The organism is Pseudarthrobacter sp. C1, from assembly GCF_034720455.1.
GTDB lineage: Bacteria > Actinomycetota > Actinomycetes > Actinomycetales > Micrococcaceae > Arthrobacter.
The window spans coordinates 81,968-98,361 of sequence record NZ_JAYESK010000001.1 but is presented as its reverse complement, the minus strand read 5'-3'; the positions used below and the strand labels follow the sequence as shown (position 1 = coordinate 98,361).

The window sequence follows — 16,394 nt, the reverse complement described above, 5'->3', positions numbered from 1 at the left end:
CCTTTGCCGTTGCCGCCAGTAAGCCGCGGGGCGCAGCCTGCTAAAGGCCCGTGGTCACGGCGAAAGCAAGCGCAGGTTCCGTGCTCCCTGCCACCGGGTGAACGTTGACCGGAGCCTCGGCTGCGGCCAGGAAGGCGCTGCCGCCCCGGGAGAGCTCCAGGTCGCCCTTGGGCGAATCCAGGTAGATGTTGCCGGCCACAACGATGACCACGGCCGCGCCGGACTGTGCCAGCGGTACCGGTCCCGCGCCGGGTGAGAGCTCGATGCGCTGGAGCTGGAATTCCTCGAACGGGGGGCGGAACAGTTCCTGGTCCAGGACCGTCCTTTCGGCCGCGAGCCTGGGCACGGCCACTGGCTGGAAGTCGACAGTCCGCAGGAGTTCGGGCACATCCACGAACTTGGGGGTGAGGCCGCCGCGCAGGACATTGTCGGAGGATGCCATGACCTCCACGCCCAGGCCGTGCAGGTAGGCATGGACGTTTCCGGCGGGGAGGTATACCGCCTCACCCGGTGCCAGCGAAATGCGGTTCAGCAGCAGGGAGATCAGGACTCCGGGATCGCCGGGGTACTTTTCGTTCAGGCTGATCACTGTGTTGAGTTCGGCCTCGTAGGGGGCAAGGGGCGCTCCGGAGAGGAGCGCAGCCACCACCAGCGCAGTAGCATCAGCCACGGGCTGGCCGCCGCTGATCAGGCGCTCGAAGGCCTTCCGCAGGCCCGTGCTTTCACCGGGGGACTGGAGGTCCGCAAGCAGCCCATTGACCAGCGCGGGAGCCCCGCCCTCCACGGAGTCGAAGGCGGCCGCAACATGCTGCAGGATGTCCACGGTCCCGGCTGCCGGACGGAAACCGCACAGCGCCTCAAACGGCGTCAGGGCGAGAATCATCTCCGGCTTGTGGTTGTCGTCGCGGTAGTTCCGGTTGGGTGCATCCGGAGCCAGGCCCGCTGCGTTTTCCCCCGCAAACCCCGCCCGTGCCTGCTCCAGGCTCGGATGGACCTGCAGGGACAGTGGCTGGGCTGCCGCCAGGATCTTGGCCAGGAACGGCAGCCGCGGACCAAAGCGGGCCACGGAGTCCGCGCCAAGGAAATGCTCCGGATCGCGCGAGATCAGGGCGTCCAGGCCCGTGGTCGCCGAACCGTCCTCGGGAACGCGGGCAACCGACGGGGAATCGGGGTGCGCGCCGATCCACAGTTCCGCTTCGGGGCCGCCGGATTCCGGGCGTCCCAGGAGGGCGGCGATGGCCGTCGTCGAACCCCAGGCGTAATCCCGGAGGACGTTGTCAATCTGGTACAAAACCGTTCCGTTCCTTGGTGGGTTGGCCGCTAGAGCGGGGCGCACTGGCCGTTGGTGGCCACGAGCTGGCGGATGGTTTCTTCATCGCCATTGCGCTTGAGCTGGTTCAGCATCTCTTCGGTGATCGGCTCGCCGTCGGGGGTTGTGGTCACCGGGGTGAAGTCCGACGGCGTGGGCTGCTGCGGGGCGCGGCCGCCGGCCGGCAGGGCGGCGGGGGAGGCCCCGGCCGCCTGGATGTGCCCGGCGCCCGCCTTCGGGACGGCGATGGCGTCGTCGGGAATTCCTGCCGACTGGGCGCCCTTGGCGGAGGCCGACGCCAGCAACTGGTCCACGCGCTGGTGGATCTGGTCGAAGTCCGGGACGGTGGAGAAGGAGGCGTCGAAGTCCGGGGGGCCGATCGTAAGCCGCTTGACGTCCTGGCCCTTCGCCTTGATCGCGAGGTCCAGGAAGCTGCCAAGCTGGGAGGAGGAAATGTTGGATTCCACAACCTGGGTGCCCGCGTTGGCGATGTCTTCGAACTTGGCCAGCAGCGTGGCCGGGTCCAGTTGCTTCAGCATGGCCTGCTGGACGCATTGCTGGCGCTGGATGCGGGCGTAGTCATCCACATACTCGCGTGACCGTCCGTACCAGAGCGCCTGGTTGCCGTCGAGTGTCTGCTCTCCGGCCGGGATCCACCCGAGGGGCATGCCGTGGGTTTGGCTGTAATCGTCGAAGTAGCCGCTCATGGGTACCCAGCCGCCGGCCTTGATCTTGATGCCGCCCATGGCGTCGATGAGCGTGGCAAAGCCCTCCATGTCCACCAGGACATAGGCCTGGATTGTCATTCCCAGCGTTCCGGAGACGGCTTCCATGGTTGCCTGCGCGCCTGGATCGGCCACCCCCGGGTAAAGGTCCGCATGCTGGTTGGTGACTTCGGTGTTAATGGCATTGATCAGGCATTCGTCGCCGCAGTTGTAGCCGTCGGGATAGATCTCCCGCATCGGCGAGTCTTTGCTGAACTGCGCGTTCTGGAAGTTGCGGGGGACGGAAATGATGGCGGTCTGGCCGGTTTCGGCGTCAACGCTCAGCACGGAGAGGCTGTCCGGACGCCGTCCGGTACGGTCCTCACCGGCGTCGCCGCCCATCATCAGGAAGTTGTAGCGCCCGTCCACGGGGTCGATAGCGGGCCCGGCAGAAAAAATGTTGCCGATCGCGTTACGGCCCACATTGAGGAGGTAGGCGGCGTAGCCGAGCGACCCGCTCCCGAGGACCAGGGCCAGTACCAGGGCAAACCCGACGGCGGGCCGTACCGAGGGCTCCAGCAGTACGGGGCGGATCAGCCGCAGGGTGTTGATGAACAGTGCCGCCCAGCCGACGGCCAGCGCTACCAGCAGGATCACGATCGCCAGGGAGGCGAAGGGGTTGGTGATGATGTTGATCAGGAGGGGCCGGTTGAGGAGCAGCAGGAGCAGGGTGAGCGCCAGCACTGCCCAGACGGAGAGCGTTACGGCCAGTGCGGCGCGGCCCAGCCTGCGGTCGCCGGCCACAATCTGGGCACTGCCCGGGACCAGGAGAGTCAGGAGGACAAGCACGAAGGCCCGCTTGGTGCGGACGTGCGGAGAGGCGCTGACCGGGTACCGGACGGGGTCTGTCATTGCGCCGCCGGGAGCGGAGTCATGCAGCTTGCTGCTGGACATACGCGCCGCCCTAGCGGCTGCCCCGCAGGGCGCCGTTGCCTTCGGCGAAGACTTCGCTGACCTTTTGCCGCAGGTTCGCACCCTTGCGGGTTGCGACGGCGTTGAGGTCCGCGGCGAAATCAAGGAGGTCTGCGCGAAGCGATGCGGCAAGCTCGTCCGTGCCGGCTGCCAGTATCCGCACCGCCAGGAGTCCCGCGTTGCGTGCCCCGGCGATTGAAACGGTAGCCACCGGAACGCCGGCCGGCATCTGGACGATGGACAGGAGTGAGTCCATGCCGTCCAGGGTTTTCAGGGGGACAGGCACGCCGATGACCGGAAGCGGCGTAACGCTGGCCAGCATGCCCGGCAGGTGGGCCGCGCCCCCGGCGCCGGCAATGATGACCCTCAGGCCCCGCTCATGGGCCGTCTGCCCGTAGCGGATCATTTCCGTAGGCATGCGGTGGGCTGACACGACGTCGGCTTCGAACGGAATGCCGAACTCCGCCAGCGCGTCCGCGGCGGCTTCCATGACAGGCCAGTCCGAGTCGGAGCCCATGACCAGGCCTACCAGGGGCGCTGTCTCCGAAGCGGTGGCTGGTGTGGCTTGGGCGCTCATGCGTTCTCCTCGAAAGTGCTTGGCGTTTCCTCCGCCGCCACCCGCCCGTCGCGGATGATGTTGGCCACCATGGTGGCACGGCGGCGAACGGACTCGACGTCCGCGGTTGATGAACCCACCAGGTTCACGTGGCCGATCTTGCGGCCGGGCCGGACGGACTTGCCGTAGCAATGCACCTTCGCGGCAGGTTCGCTGGCAAGCGCCAGCGGGAAGGCGGAATACAGGTCCTGGTTCTCGCCGCCCAGGAAGTTCTTCATCACCACAACCGGTGCAAGGACATCGGTGGCGCCAAGGGGAAGGTTCAGTACCGCCCGGAGGTGCTGCTCGAACTGGCTGGTCACCGAGCCGTCCTGCGTCCAGTGGCCGGTGTTATGGGGGCGCATGGCGAGTTCGTTGATCAGGAACCCTGCCCCGGAGCCCGGCGTCTCGAAGAGTTCAACGGCCAGCACGCCCGTCACTCCCAGCTCGCCGGCAATCCGCAGTGCGGCGTCTTCCGCTGCCGCGGCAACCTCCACGGGGATATCCAGCGCGGGCGCTATGACCTCGTCACACACGCCGTCCACCTGGATGGTGTGCACCACGGGCCATGCCCGGGCCTCGCCGTCGGGCGTCCGTGCCACCAACGCAGACAGTTCCCGCGTGAACTCGACTTTGGCCTCGGCGAGGAGGGGGCTCATGGCGTCAAACCATTCCTCTGTGTCCGCAGCCTCTTCCGCCGAGCCCACCATGCGGACACCCTTGCCGTCGTAGCCGCCGCGCGGCATCTTCAGCACAACCGGCCAGCCGGTTTGTTCCCCGAAGCTGACGAGGCCGGCCACATCCTTCACGGCGGCCCAGGCAGGATTGGGAAGTTCCAGACGGTCGATGGCTGCACGCATTACCAGCTTGTCCTGGGCGTTGACGAGCGCGTCGGGTCCGGGCTGGATATTGACGCCGGCATCCTGCAGGGCACGAAGGTGGGCCGTTGGGACGTGCTCATGGTCAAAGGTCATGACGTCCAGGCCTTCTGCGAAGTCCAGGAGGGTCTGCAGGTCCTTGTAGTCACCCACGGGCGAGGACGGCACCGCCGAGACAGCGGAGACATCGTCACCTTCGGCAAGGACGCGTAGTTCAAAGCCAAGTGCGGTTGCGGCCGGGGCCATCATGCGGGCAAGCTGGCCGCCGCCCACCACGCCTATTACTGGAAAAGTCACATTGCCAGCCTACCGAAGACCGCCCGGTATCCCACGTTTCCGGTCCGCGGCGGGCAGGAGTGTTTCGGCCGCCGAAGGCCCCGGCGCAGGTTGGGGAGGCTGCCACGCAGGTTTGGGGGCTAAAATAGGCGTCTGGCCCGATGGCCCACATTTCAGACAGCCATGGAGGGCCATGTTTACCGCACTTGCAGACCGTATCCGGGGGCTCGCGTCCCTTTTTTGGCGTGAAGTAGCCAAATTCGGAGCTGTTGGCGGCGTTGCGTTCGTCATCGACAACGGCCTGACCTACTACCTCATGCACGGCCCCATGACCGACAGCGAGGCCAAGGCAAGGTTTGTCGGCGCCTCGGCGGCCACGGTGTTCTCCTGGATTGCCAACCGGCTCTGGACCTTCCGGCACCGTCGGCAGGCCAACGTGCTCCGGGAATTCCTGATGTTCGTCCTCATCAACGGGATCGGCATCGGCATCTCCACCGGCTTCACGGCGCTCGCCAAGTACGGTATGGGCGTGACGGACAAGAACATGCTGTTCTTCGCTGGAATAGTAGGCATCCTGGTAGCCACTGTTGTCCGCTTCTTCGCCTACCGGTTCCTGGTGTTCAACCAGGAACTGGACCAGGAGCCGGAGTTTTCCCACGACCACGAGCTCATCGAGCTGCACCACCACGCCAAGGAGCACGACCGCCGCACCACGGAGCACGCCGTCGCCGTCGAGCGGGAAACCTCGGCCGAAGGCCAGGGCAAGGCTTAGCCGGCCCGGCAGCTCAGCTGCCGTGGATGCGTTCCGCTGCGAGCAGTTTGTCCGTCAGCTGCACGTCCGGGTGGGTTACCACCACCGAGCCGTCGCGCCGCCAGGCGCCGAGGGCGTTTGACAGGGCAGCCTCGAGGCCGTTCCCGGCAGGGATGTGCAGCCGCACGCCCTCTTCATGGGGTGCCGCGAAGCCGTCGAGCAGGTCCCGGTGAAGGTGGCGCCGGCCGTCGCTGGCCACGATCGCGCAGCCTGAAGGATCAGCTTCGGCGTGGGCCATGAACACGTCGCCGTGGGAGCGGACTTCCGCCGCGTAGTCGATATAGCCAGTGCCCAGCTCACCCGGCCAGCGCATGGCCAGCGCAGGCAGCGCGACGGCGATGACGGCGTCGTACCTTCCCTCGACTGTTCCCGGATCGGCGGTGACCAGGTAATCCGCCGAGCTGCCGTCAAGGACCGTCTGCATCCCGAGCTGCCAGGCGGCAAGTGCCCAGACCATCGACTTCCAGTGCGCCGGCAGTTCCAGGCCGAGCCGCATGCCGGGGGCGGCGTCCAGTTCGTCCTGAAGCAGGTTGCTGGTCTTGGCAACCCAGTTGTCCAGCACCCGGCCGGATAACTCGACGCGCTCGTCGCCGGGGCCGTACCAGGTGAGGCGCGGGGCGGTGGAGTTGCCTGAACGAAGGGTTGCCATGAGGTCGGCTGCCGGGTTGGTCATGGCTACATCCTGCCACCGGCGAAGGTCTTTGGACCACGGTTGGCCGGCCTCCGCCGGCGCAGCGCACAAGGGCCCGTCCCGTAACACGGCGTGAGATATCTCACACCAGATGCTCAGCGTGCTTGCTATTTCTTGGGATTGCGGCTATTTTCCGGCAAACGGCGGTGAATTTGAGGGTTCAGGGCCGTCGGTTCGGGCTGCCGGACTTCTGCACCGCGCGGTCGTAATAAATTACCGGGCGTGGCGTACGCCTTATTCGTGATCCAGAGTGATTATTATCCGGCAGCGGCTTGACTCGCCCAAGTTACACACGTGTAATTAGATAACTAAAGGCAACTGCGTAAATGCCGGCACACAACCGAGTGCCACGTATCCAGGCAGGGGCTGCAACATCAGGAGGGTCGCCATGGGGCAAGCAGAGCGTATCCAGGAAGATGCCGTCGTGGCCGGCCAGGCAACGGCAAAATACCGCGCGCGGGGGGTGCCGAGCGACTGGTACGTTGACCCGGCCGACCCCCATGCCGCCGAGCGGTACAACAGGAACGCCGGGGGCGCCCTTGAGGACCAGGCCACTGCCTTCCTCGCCGCGCACGAGGCCCTGCTGGACGGCGGCGCCGAGCCGGAGGATGAACTCGACCCTCCCATGGAGCTTGCCGCAGGAGGCGCCACCCAGCCCGTATGGATCGGACTGCCTTTCCAGCAGGATTTCGACGACGAGGGCGAGCTGGGCTGGCAAACAGACGCGTTGTGCGCCCAAACTGACCCCGAGGCATTCTTCCCTGAAAAAGGCGGCTCCACCCGCGACGCAAAAAAGGTTTGCGGGGCCTGCAACGTGCGTTCGCAATGCCTGGAGTACGCGTTGGCGAACGACGAACGGTTTGGCATTTGGGGAGGCCTTTCCGAGCGCGAGCGCCGGCGGCTTAGGAAGCGAGCAATCTAATTCACCAGGATGTCCATGTCACTGCCGTTGTGGTCGCCCACAACGGCAGTGCCTATCTGCCCAGAACCCTCGCAGCCCTAGCGGACCAGACCCGGCCCGTGGACTACGCCATTGGCGTCGACACCGGCTCCCGGGATGATTCCAAGGCCCTTCTCCAGCAGGCCCTGGGCACGGCCCACGTCGTCAGCCAGCAGCGGGGTAAAGGAGGCATGGGGGCGGCGGTGCTGGCCGGCCTGGCTGAACTGGCGCCATGGCGCGGAAGCGATGCAGGCGGCAAGGCCGAGTGGATCTGGCTGCTTCATGACGATGCAGCACCCGCACCGCAGGCCCTCGCCGAGCTGCTCAGCGCCGTCGAACGCGCGCCTTCCGTCACCGTAGCCGGCTGCAAGCAGCTGGACTGGGACGCCGGACGCAAGTTGATCGACGTCGGCCTGTCCACCAGCCGGTGGGCCGAACGGCTCACCCTGATCGACGCCGACGAACTGGACCAGGGACAGTACGACGGACGCAGTGACACCTTTGCGGTCAATTCCGCTGGAATGCTGGTTCGCCGCGACATCTGGGAGCAGCTGGGCGGTTTCGATCCCGCCCTGCCCGGCAGCGGCGATGACGTCGACTTCTGCTGGCGCAACCGGCTGGCAGGGCACCGCGTTGTGGTGGTGCCCGCGGCCAGGATGTTCCACGTCGCGCACCGGCCGCACGCGCTGGGCAATGCCGCAGCCGCCCGGAAAGCCCAGGTCCATCTGCGCCTGAAACACTCGCCGCTGTGGATGGTACCCGTCCATGGAACAGGGGCCCTCCTGGGCAGCCTGTTCAAGCTGGTGCTCAGCATTCTGGTAAAAGACCCCGGCCACGGCTTGTCCCAGCTGGTTGCTACCTGCGCCGCCCTCGGCAGGCCGCGCGCCGTGGCCAAGGCCCGACGCAGCGCCCGCCAAACCCGCCGGATCCGCAGGTCGGTGATCCGCAAGCTCCAAACGCCCAGGCGCGAGGTCTGGAGCCACCGCCGGTCCCTGATGGAGGCGCTCGGCTCGGACAATTCACCTGCCGATGACCTCGAGCAGGATCCACTGGCGCACCAACCCACGGGGGATGCGTCGGACGACTTCGCGGCCCTTGCCACCTCAAAACGCGGTTGGGTGGGCAACGGCGCCCTGGCCACCGTCATCATCGCATCCGTCGCGTCAATGCTGGCCCTTACGGGACTTTTCCGTGCCGACGCCGTAACCGGTGGCGCCCTCATTCCCGTTTCCGGCGAGCTCGGCAATCTGTGGCACCACGCCTCAAGCTGGTGGATCACGCTCGGCGCAGGATTGCCCGGGCGGGGAGACCCCTTTGGATACGTCCTGTGGATCCTGGGCGTACTCGGCGGGGGCGACGCCAACCCTGCCATCGCCTGGCTGCTGCTGCTCGCAACTCCGCTGTCCGGGCTGACGGCGTGGTTTGCTGCGGGAGGCCTGACAGTCCGGCGCCGCCTGCGGCTGGCCGCAGCGGTCTTTTGGGCTGCCGCCCCTGCCCTCCAGGTGGCGCTTAACCAGGGCCGGGCCGGCGCACTGGTTGCCCACATCATGCTTCCCTTGCTGGTCCTTGCGCTGCTGCGGGCCACCGGCTCTGCAATAGGGCACGGCCGCTTCACACTGCCTGCCCCTGCCGACGGCCGCCTCGGCGACAGGCCGCCGGCCCGGCCCGGCATCAACGGCACGCCGTCCTGGACCGCTGCCGCGGCCGCGGGCCTTACATTGGCCGTTGTTGCCGCGTCGGCACCGTCGCTCCTGGCTCCGGCCGCCGTGGTCATCGTGCTCTGCGGCCTCCTGCTCGGCCGCCGCGGGCGCACGGTCTGGTGGGCCCTGCTGCCCGCCGCGGCCCTTTTCATTCCCTTCGGCATCTCCGTGCTCGACAGGCCGAGGGCGTTGCTGGCGGATCCCGGCCCGCCGCTGGCCTTTGATGCTGCACCTTTGTGGCAGCAGCTGCTGGGACAGCCGCTGCAGTTTGATCCGCAGGGCGGCCTTGAGGGGCTTCCCCACTTCACCGGCGGCCCATTCCCCTGGGCCTTGCTGCTGGCGCTCCTGGGGGCGGTCCCGGTGCTCGCCCTGGCCGTTGCCGGGCTGCTGGTCCCCGGACACCGCGCCAGGACAGTGAGGTGTTTCTGGGTGGCCGGCATCATTGCCTTGGCAGGCGGCTGGCTGGCAGGCCACGTGGCCACCGGACTGAGCGCGGAAACGATGGTGACCCCCTTCACCGGGCCGGCCGTCTCAGCCGCGGCCTTCGCACTCCTGGCCGCAGGCATCCTGGGTGCCGAACAACTCCTGGCCATGACCGACAAAGCTGTGGCCAGCAGCACCACCAAGCACAGGACTGCCCTGCGGTCAGTTGCTGCCGTCAGCATGCTCCTCCTGCTGGCCGGCCCCTTGGCGGGAATGGCGGCCTGGTCCGCCCAGAACCTGCTTCGCCCTGCGACTGCCGCCGCGGGGACGGGCCCGGCGGGCGCCGGTGCCACGGCAACGGGCGTTGCCGACGACGCCGACGCGCTCGGAGCTCCCCGCCTGGTGGAGCCCGCCACCCCGCGGACCCTCCCGGCTACCGCGATCGACCGCGGCACGGGGCCGGAGCAGACCCGCACCCTGCTGATCAGTACACGGGACAACGGCACTTTCGATGCGACCCTGATGCGCGGCGCCGGTACCACCTTGGACAGTTTCTCGGCCATTGCGTCCGCACGGAACATCATCGGTGCGCCGGGGGCAGAGTCAGTACGCGAGGATGATGACATCGCCGCCGCCGTCCGCCGCGTGGTGGCCACCCTTGTAGCCGGCCAGGGCGTGGACCCGCGGAACGACCTCGAGCAGCTCGGCGTCGGGTTCATTGTGCTGCGCTCAGCGGACACCGCGGCGCAACTGACAGCCAGCAGGATGGATGCTGTACCCGGACTTGTGGCGGTAGGCCAGACCGACGTGGGATGGCTCTGGCGGATCACCCCGCTGAACCAGCCGGTACTGCAGGCTGCCGATGTTGCGCACCGGGTGCGGATCGTGGACGCAGGCGGTGCTTCCATCGGCTTGGTTCCCTCCGCCTACACGGACGTCGACGCCCCCGTGGATGCCGGCCCGGAAGGGCGCCTTGTGGTCCTGGCAGAACGCGCGGATCCGGGCTGGAGCGCCTGGATCGACGGCCGCAGGCTCACGGCAACCACCTCGGGCTGGGCCCAGGCCTTCACGCTCCCTGCCTCCGGAGGACAGTTGACCATCCGCTATGAGAACCCTTGGGCGCTGTGGACGGCCGTAGCGCAGGTCACGGTGATTGGCCTGACGGTCCTGCTCGCCATCCCGATGCCCGCCCGGAGGACACGGACCGGCCTTTCACGGGACGAGGGCTCCCTGCGTAAGGAACACCAGAATGCATGAGCACACTCCGCCCGCTGAAGCGCCGGAAACCCTGGCCTCCGGCGGGGCGCAAAGCGCAACGGGCGCCGAAAACACCTCGGACACTGACCATCGTTCGTCCCGGCGGGCTTCAGTACAGGGACGCAAAGCGGCGCTGGCGGGGCTCGCTTCGGCGGCAGTGATCCTCGCCGGAGCGGGGGCCGTGGTAGCGGGTGGATCCCTCCTGCCACAGGCGGATTCCAGCCGTGCGGTGGCCGCCCCGGCAGTAGCTGTTCCCGCCGGGACGAGCCTGGGTGTGTGCCCGGGACCGGCCCGGCTGCTGGAAGGCACCGAGGCAGGAACTGATCCCCAGTTCAGTCCGGTGTCCGCTACGGCCGCCACTTCTGTCACAGGGGCGGTCCTCGGCTCGGCGGGAGTGCTGCCGGCAAGCCGGCTGTCGCAGCTGGACGGGACAACCGCCGTCGAAATTTCCAAGGAGCCCGGCCAGGCTGCTCCTGCCGGTTCGCCCCAGGAACTCCTGGCCGGAGTGGTGGCAGCCCGTCCTGTGGAAAAGGCCAGCGTACTGAGCGCCGACGCCTTGGCAAACCAGAAGGCATCGGCCGCAGCGGTGATGAAGTTCACTGCCACAGACGGGGATCTCCAGGGCACCGCAGCATCCAACTGCCAGCCGCCCTCCAACGACCAGTGGCTTGCAGGGGCGAGCACAACCGTGGGCCGGGCGTCCGTGCTGGTGCTGACAAATGCCTCCACCACGCCGGCGACCGTAAGCCTGGAACTTTTTGGCGCCCAAGGGCAGATCCAGGCGCCTGGCAGCCGCGGCCTGCTTGTCGCTCCGGGCACCTCCCGATCCGTGGTCCTCGCAGGCCTTGCGCCCGGGGAGCCGCAGCTCAGTGTCCACATCCGCAGCGCCGGCGGTCCCGTCGCGGCCGTGATCCAACAGGGCGTACTGCGCGGCCTTACTCCCGGGGGAGTGGACTTCATTGCGCCGGGAGCAGCTCCCGCTGTGCGCCAGGTGATGACGGGCGTGGACATCCAGGACCCCGCCGGGCTGGCCCAGCTGACCGGGAAGCCAGGGTATGGGGATGCCGGCCCGGCACTTCAGCTGACGGTTCCGGGGCCGTCGGACGCAGTGGTGGAGGTCAAGCTCTACGGCCGGGACGGCCAAAAGGCCCTGCCCTCCGGGGGCGTCATTACGGCAAAGGCAGGCGCCGTCACCGAAGTCTCGCTCGCTGGTGTCCCCGCCGGGCAGTACACGGTGGCAGCATCCTCGGATGTCTCGTTCGTCGCCGCCACGCGGATCACCCGCGGGCTCCAGGAAGACCGGCCGTCGGACGTCGCCTGGGCAGCGTCCGGGGTGAGGCTGGGCAGCCAGCACGTGGTTCCGGTTCCCCAGGGCGGGAGCCGCAGCCTGATCTTCGGCGCCTTGGACGCCAGGGCCACCATCACCTATTCCGCCATCACATCGGACGGCAAAGTCCGGACCCCGTCCACCGCCGATATTGCCGGCGGAACCACGTCTTCCATAGCGGTGCCGGACAAGGTTGAGGACGTGGGCGTCGTGGGCTACGTAGTTTCCGCATCCGGAGATGCCGCGTACGGCGCTGTGCTGGTTCAGCAGGATGGCAGGAACGACGTCTCAACGCTGGCATTCCTGGCGGCCGCCGCCGGCCAGGAAACAGTGCCCGTGACGCTCAGCCACTAGGCCGGCCGCACAGCCGCTGCGGCCGGTTCAGTACCGGCGGCGGTAGACCGGGTCCAGTGTCTCCGGAGCCACTCCGAGCATCTCGGCGGTGTGCTCCACAACGACATCGTGGATCAGGTCCTGGAGCTCTTCCGGGCCGGGGCTCGCCTGTTCCACCACGCGCCGATACACGGTAATCATGGGTCCTTCCCCGTCCGCAGCGGGAGTATAGGAGCCCATGGGAGCGGGGGAAGTGCTGGCTGCCAGCTGCTCCAGGTCCGGGGGGATCTCGTCCACGCCAAACCGGACCCCGTCCAGCGTCTTGCCCCAGATGTCGTGAAGCCGTTGGGCGGAATCCATCACCATGTCATCAAAGCGGTCCGAGCGGGTCCGGTAGCCGGGATGGGTCGGGAGCACCACTTCCCCGCGGAGCCCGCGCCCGTGGCGGTTGCGCCGGCGCATTGCGAAGCTCTTGCCCGGTGAGCCGGTCCCTGGATCCCTGCGGGCATCCGGATCAGCCAACCGGACCGTGAAACCGGATTTCTGGTTCGATGACTGCATACATTGACTGTAAACCCGGCGGAACATTTACGCGATACATTCTGCCCGGGGCACGGACGCGGCGGCCCCGGGGTAGCAATGCGCCGTTTTGGCCGCGATACGGAGTAGTCTGTGATGTCGTGGGAGCTATCCGTCAGTGTTCAAGATCTGCCTGCCGCCAGTCAGCGGTGGCCACCCTGACGTACGTCTATGCAGACTCCACAGCAGTCCTCGGTCCGCTGGCCACGTACGCCGAGCCGCATTGTTACGATTTGTGCGAGCAGCACGCAGGCTCCCTGACGGTCCCGCGGGGCTGGGAGGTCCTGCGGCTGGCGATGCCGTCGACTCCCCAGCAGCCCGGCCCTGATGACCTGCTCGCCCTTGCGAATGCCGTCCGGGATGCTGCGGCCCTGCCCAACCAGGCGAAGCAGCCGCCGGCGCAGCGCGGCCCCCATTCAGCCCTTGAGGCGCCGGCCGGCGCCGAAGGCACCCGCAGGGGACACTTGCGCGTCCTGCGTGAACCCTCCTGACATCCATGTGGCGGTAGGCTGGAAGCTGCACATCAGTCCGCTACCGGCGCGAGCGCGCCCGCCAGGGAGCACCAATAAATGCCCAAGATCAGTCCCGAACTGCTGTCCGTCCTGCGTTGTCCCGTGACCGGTTCGCCCCTGGTGCAGGAAGGCGAGGAACTGGTTGCCGCCGTCGCTGCGGAATCCGGGGTCAAGCCCCGCTACGCCATCGAGGACGGCATACCGCTGCTCCTGCCCCCGGAGCTGCTCGCTGCAGCCTCCGCGGCAGGATCTGACCAACATGACTCAGCCTCCGGAACCAATTAAGGACCATCCATGACTTTTGATTACAAGGTTGCCGACATCTCCCTGGCGGAAGCCGGCCGCCACCAGATCCGCCTTGCCGAGCACGAAATGCCGGGGCTTATGTCGCTGCGCGAGGAGTTTGGGCCCACCCAGCCGCTCCAGGGCGCCCGAATCGCAGGGTCACTGCACATGACAGTGCAGACAGCGGTGTTGATTGAAACCCTCACGGCCCTGGGCGCGGAGGTCCGCTGGGCCTCCTGCAATATCTTCTCCACCCAGGACGAAGCCGCCGCCGCCGTGGTGGTCGGCAAGGGCACCGTGGAGGACCCCCAGGGTGTGCCGGTGTTCGCCTGGAAAGGCGAAACCCTCGAAGAGTACTGGTGGACCGCCGAGCAGATCCTTACCTGGCCGGGCGCGGAGTCCAATCCCGAACTGGGACCCAACATGATCCTGGACGACGGCGGCGACGCCACCATGCTGGTGCACAAGGGTGTGGAGTTCGAGGCAGCGGGCAACGTGCCGTCCGCTGATCCCACTGATTCCGAAGAGTACGGAATCTTCCTTGAGGTCCTCCGCCGCTCCCTGGCCGCGGATCCGAAGAAGTGGACCCGGACGGCTGCCACCATCAAGGGCGTCAGCGAGGAAACCACCACGGGCGTGCACCGCCTGTACCAGCTCGCTGAACAGGGCAAGCTGCTGTTCCCGGCCATCAACGTCAACGACTCCGTCACCAAGAGCAAGTTCGACAACAAATACGGGATCCGCCACTCGCTCCCGGACGGGATCAACCGCGCCACGGATGTGCTCATGGGCGGCAAGGTCGCCGTCGTCTGCGGCTACGGCGACGTCGGCAAGGGCGCCGCGGAAGCGCTGCGTGGCCAGGGTTCGCGGGTCATCGTTACCGAAATTGATCCCATCTGCGCGTTGCAGGCCGCGATGGACGGCTACCAGGTGGCCAAGCTGGAGTCTGTCCTCGCGCAGGGTGACATCTTCATCACCACCACGGGCAACAAGGACGTCATCATGGCGGAGCACATGGCCGGCATGAAGAACAAAGCGATCGTGGGCAACATCGGCCACTTCGACAACGAGATCGACATGGCGGGGCTCGCGAGGGTCCCCGGCATCAAGAAGGTCGAAATCAAGCCGCAGGTCCACGAATGGGTTTTCGAGGAGGACCCTGCCACAGGCGAGGCCAGCCGGTCCATCATCGTCCTTTCCGAAGGCCGGCTGCTGAACCTGGGCAACGCCACCGGGCACCCGTCCTTCGTCATGAGCAACTCGTTCGCCAACCAGACCATTGCGCAGATTGAGCTGTGGACCAAGAAGGACCAGCCCGAAGGCGAACGCGAATACGAAAACCAGGTCTACGTGCTGCCCAAGGTCCTGGACGAAAAGGTGGCCCGCCTGCACCTGGATGCCCTGGGCGTTGAGCTGACCGAGCTGAGCAAGGACCAGGCCGAGTACCTGGACATTGACGTCGCCGGCCCATACAAGCCCGAGCATTATCGTTACTAAGAAGTAAAGCGCCCGGGCGCCCACTGCGCCCGGGCCGTTACTTTCTGCGCCTAGGATCAAACATATGGAGCCCGAAGTCCAGTCCCGCCGTCCGGGACGCCTCAAGAAAATCCTCCTCGTGGTGGCCGTGTGTGTCCTCGCCGCCATCGGTGGCGTTTTCGCTGCGGTTGCGCCGGGCATCGCCCGGGGTGCCATCGAATCCGAGGCGGGATCCGCCATCAGGACTTCCCCCGGCATTGCCTCGCCGGTTATTGCTCCCGTCAAGTCCGACGCCGTGCCGGCCGGCGGCGCCAAGCAGGTAAATCCGGCGGCCCCGGTGTCGCTGAAGGTAACCAACGGCACCATCGAGCGGGTCACCCTGACCAGTACCTCAGGTGAAATCGTCGAGGGCCGCATTGACGCCGCGGGCACCGGCTGGTCTGCGGCCGGACCGCTCAAGTTCAACACCGACTACAGCTACACGTATGTCGTCAAGGACCAGGCGGGCCGCGAAACAAGCACCACGCAGTCCTTCAGCACGGTATCCAGCACGCACGAGGCGGACGCTGCCATCTACCCGCTTGATGGCATGAAAGTCGGCGTCGGGCAGCCGTTGCAGGTCATTTTCAGCGAGCCGGTGGTCAACCGCGAAGCCGTGGAAAAGGCCATCACCATCACCAGCAGCGCCGGCCAGGTGGGAGCGTTCCACTGGTACAGCGACACCATGGTCCGGTACCGGCCTGAGACCTTCTGGGCCGCCAACTCCACCATCAGCATGGATATGAAGCTCTTCGGCGTGGACCTGGGCAACGGCCAGATTGCCAATTTCAACAAGAAGGTGAACGTCTCGATCGGCGACAAGAAGGTGGCAGTTGCCGACGCCGCCGCGCACACCTTCACGCTGAGCGTCAATGACCAGGTGGTCAAGACCCTGCCCGTGAGCATGGGGGACAAGCGCTTCCCGTCGGCCCGTGGCTATGGCGTGCTGATGGAAAAGAAGCGGTTCGACCACTTCCGGGCCTCGAGCATCGGCCTGAAACCCGACGATCCGGCCTACTACGGCGACGTCGACGTGGAATACACCATCCGCCTCACCCTCAGCGGCGCCTACATCCACCAGGCCCTTGAGTCGGCCTTTCCGTTCATTGGCAACACGAACGTCTCGCATGGCTGCATCGGGTTCGCTCCCGACGGCGCTGCCTGGGTCTTCGACAACATGGGCACCGGGGATGTGGTGCAGATCGTGAACACCGAGGGCGACTACGCCGCCCACGACGACGGGTTCGGCGACTGGAACATTCCGTGGAGTGAGTACGACAACTGACG

General features: G+C 66.8%; 14 protein-coding genes. 8 read left to right on the top strand and 6 right to left on the bottom strand.

All coding sequences use genetic code 11. From position 1 onward, the window contains the following. Positions 1 to 40: 40 nt before the first annotated feature. The 4 genes from manA to U7114_RS00385 are packed head-to-tail and all read right to left on the bottom strand — an operon-like array spanning position 41 to position 4,707. Positions 41 to 1,291, bottom strand: a complete 1,251-nt coding sequence (manA, locus tag U7114_RS00400) for a mannose-6-phosphate isomerase, class I (RefSeq protein WP_323056222.1) — start codon at positions 1,289 to 1,291, stop codon at positions 41 to 43. A gap of 29 nt (positions 1,292 to 1,320) precedes the next feature. Then, positions 1,321 to 2,967, bottom strand: a complete 1,647-nt coding sequence (locus U7114_RS00395) for an LCP family protein (RefSeq protein WP_157238723.1) — start codon at positions 2,965 to 2,967, stop codon at positions 1,321 to 1,323. 10 nt (positions 2,968 to 2,977) lie between these two features. After that, complete coding sequence (purE, locus tag U7114_RS00390; protein ID WP_157238722.1) at positions 2,978 to 3,562, bottom strand: 5-(carboxyamino)imidazole ribonucleotide mutase; 585 nt, start codon at positions 3,560 to 3,562, stop codon at positions 2,978 to 2,980. Further along, positions 3,559 to 4,707: a 5-(carboxyamino)imidazole ribonucleotide synthase gene (locus U7114_RS00385; RefSeq protein WP_157242612.1), complete on the bottom strand. Its 1,149-nt coding sequence runs from the start codon at positions 4,705 to 4,707 to the stop codon at positions 3,559 to 3,561. The genes purE and U7114_RS00385 overlap by 4 nt, the downstream gene beginning before the upstream one ends. Positions 4,708 to 4,927: 220 nt before the next feature. Between U7114_RS00385 and U7114_RS00380 the strand changes: the two genes are divergently transcribed. Further along, the gene (locus U7114_RS00380) at positions 4,928 to 5,506 is read left to right on the top strand and encodes a GtrA family protein (protein WP_323056221.1); all 579 of its coding nucleotides are present in this window, start codon (positions 4,928 to 4,930) and stop codon (positions 5,504 to 5,506) included. A 13-nt stretch (positions 5,507 to 5,519) separates the two neighbouring features. On the opposite strand, the gene U7114_RS00375 is transcribed toward U7114_RS00380, so the two are convergent. Then, positions 5,520 to 6,218 carry a TIGR03089 family protein gene (locus U7114_RS00375; RefSeq protein ID WP_157238720.1) on the bottom strand — a complete coding sequence of 233 codons (699 nt, stop codon included), beginning with the start codon at positions 6,216 to 6,218 and terminating at the stop codon, positions 5,520 to 5,522. Between the two features lie 406 nt (positions 6,219 to 6,624). On the opposite strand from U7114_RS00375, the gene U7114_RS00370 reads away from it, so the two are divergent. From U7114_RS00370 to U7114_RS00360, 3 genes are read left to right on the top strand one after another with little or no spacing between them, the layout of a single operon-like run. Next, positions 6,625 to 7,158 carry a WhiB family transcriptional regulator gene (locus U7114_RS00370; protein WP_157238719.1) on the top strand — a complete coding sequence of 178 codons (534 nt, stop codon included), beginning with the start codon at positions 6,625 to 6,627 and terminating at the stop codon, positions 7,156 to 7,158. 29 nt (positions 7,159 to 7,187) lie between these two features. Beyond that, on the top strand, positions 7,188 to 10,556 hold the full coding sequence (locus tag U7114_RS00365; RefSeq protein WP_416235531.1) for a glycosyltransferase family 2 protein: 3,369 nt from the start codon (positions 7,188 to 7,190) through the stop codon (positions 10,554 to 10,556). Further along, a complete protein-coding gene (locus U7114_RS00360) occupies positions 10,549 to 12,237 on the top strand; it encodes a DUF5719 family protein (protein ID WP_323056220.1) in 1,689 nt (562 codons plus the stop codon). Before U7114_RS00365 ends, U7114_RS00360 begins: the two co-directional genes overlap by 8 nt. A 27-nt stretch (positions 12,238 to 12,264) precedes the next feature. On the opposite strand, the gene U7114_RS00355 is transcribed toward U7114_RS00360, so the two are convergent. Further along, on the bottom strand, positions 12,265 to 12,777 hold the full coding sequence (locus U7114_RS00355; protein ID WP_157238717.1) for a metallopeptidase family protein: 513 nt from the start codon (positions 12,775 to 12,777) through the stop codon (positions 12,265 to 12,267). 119 nt (positions 12,778 to 12,896) lie between these two features. Between U7114_RS00355 and U7114_RS00350 the strand changes: the two genes are divergently transcribed. From U7114_RS00350 to U7114_RS00335, 4 genes are all read left to right on the top strand, one after another. Further along, positions 12,897 to 13,286 carry a DUF3499 domain-containing protein gene (locus U7114_RS00350; protein ID WP_321215743.1) on the top strand — a complete coding sequence of 130 codons (390 nt, stop codon included), beginning with the start codon at positions 12,897 to 12,899 and terminating at the stop codon, positions 13,284 to 13,286. Between the two features lie 78 nt (positions 13,287 to 13,364). Next, positions 13,365 to 13,592, top strand: coding sequence for a Trm112 family protein (locus U7114_RS00345; protein ID WP_104997233.1), 228 nt, complete (start codon positions 13,365 to 13,367; stop codon positions 13,590 to 13,592). Between the two features lie 9 nt (positions 13,593 to 13,601). Continuing rightward, positions 13,602 to 15,089, top strand: coding sequence for an adenosylhomocysteinase (gene ahcY, locus U7114_RS00340; RefSeq protein WP_323056219.1), 1,488 nt, complete (start codon positions 13,602 to 13,604; stop codon positions 15,087 to 15,089). Between the two features lie 64 nt (positions 15,090 to 15,153). After that, on the top strand, positions 15,154 to 16,392 hold the full coding sequence (locus tag U7114_RS00335) for a L,D-transpeptidase (RefSeq protein ID WP_157238715.1): 1,239 nt from the start codon (positions 15,154 to 15,156) through the stop codon (positions 16,390 to 16,392). Positions 16,393 to 16,394: the final 2 nt, after the last annotated feature.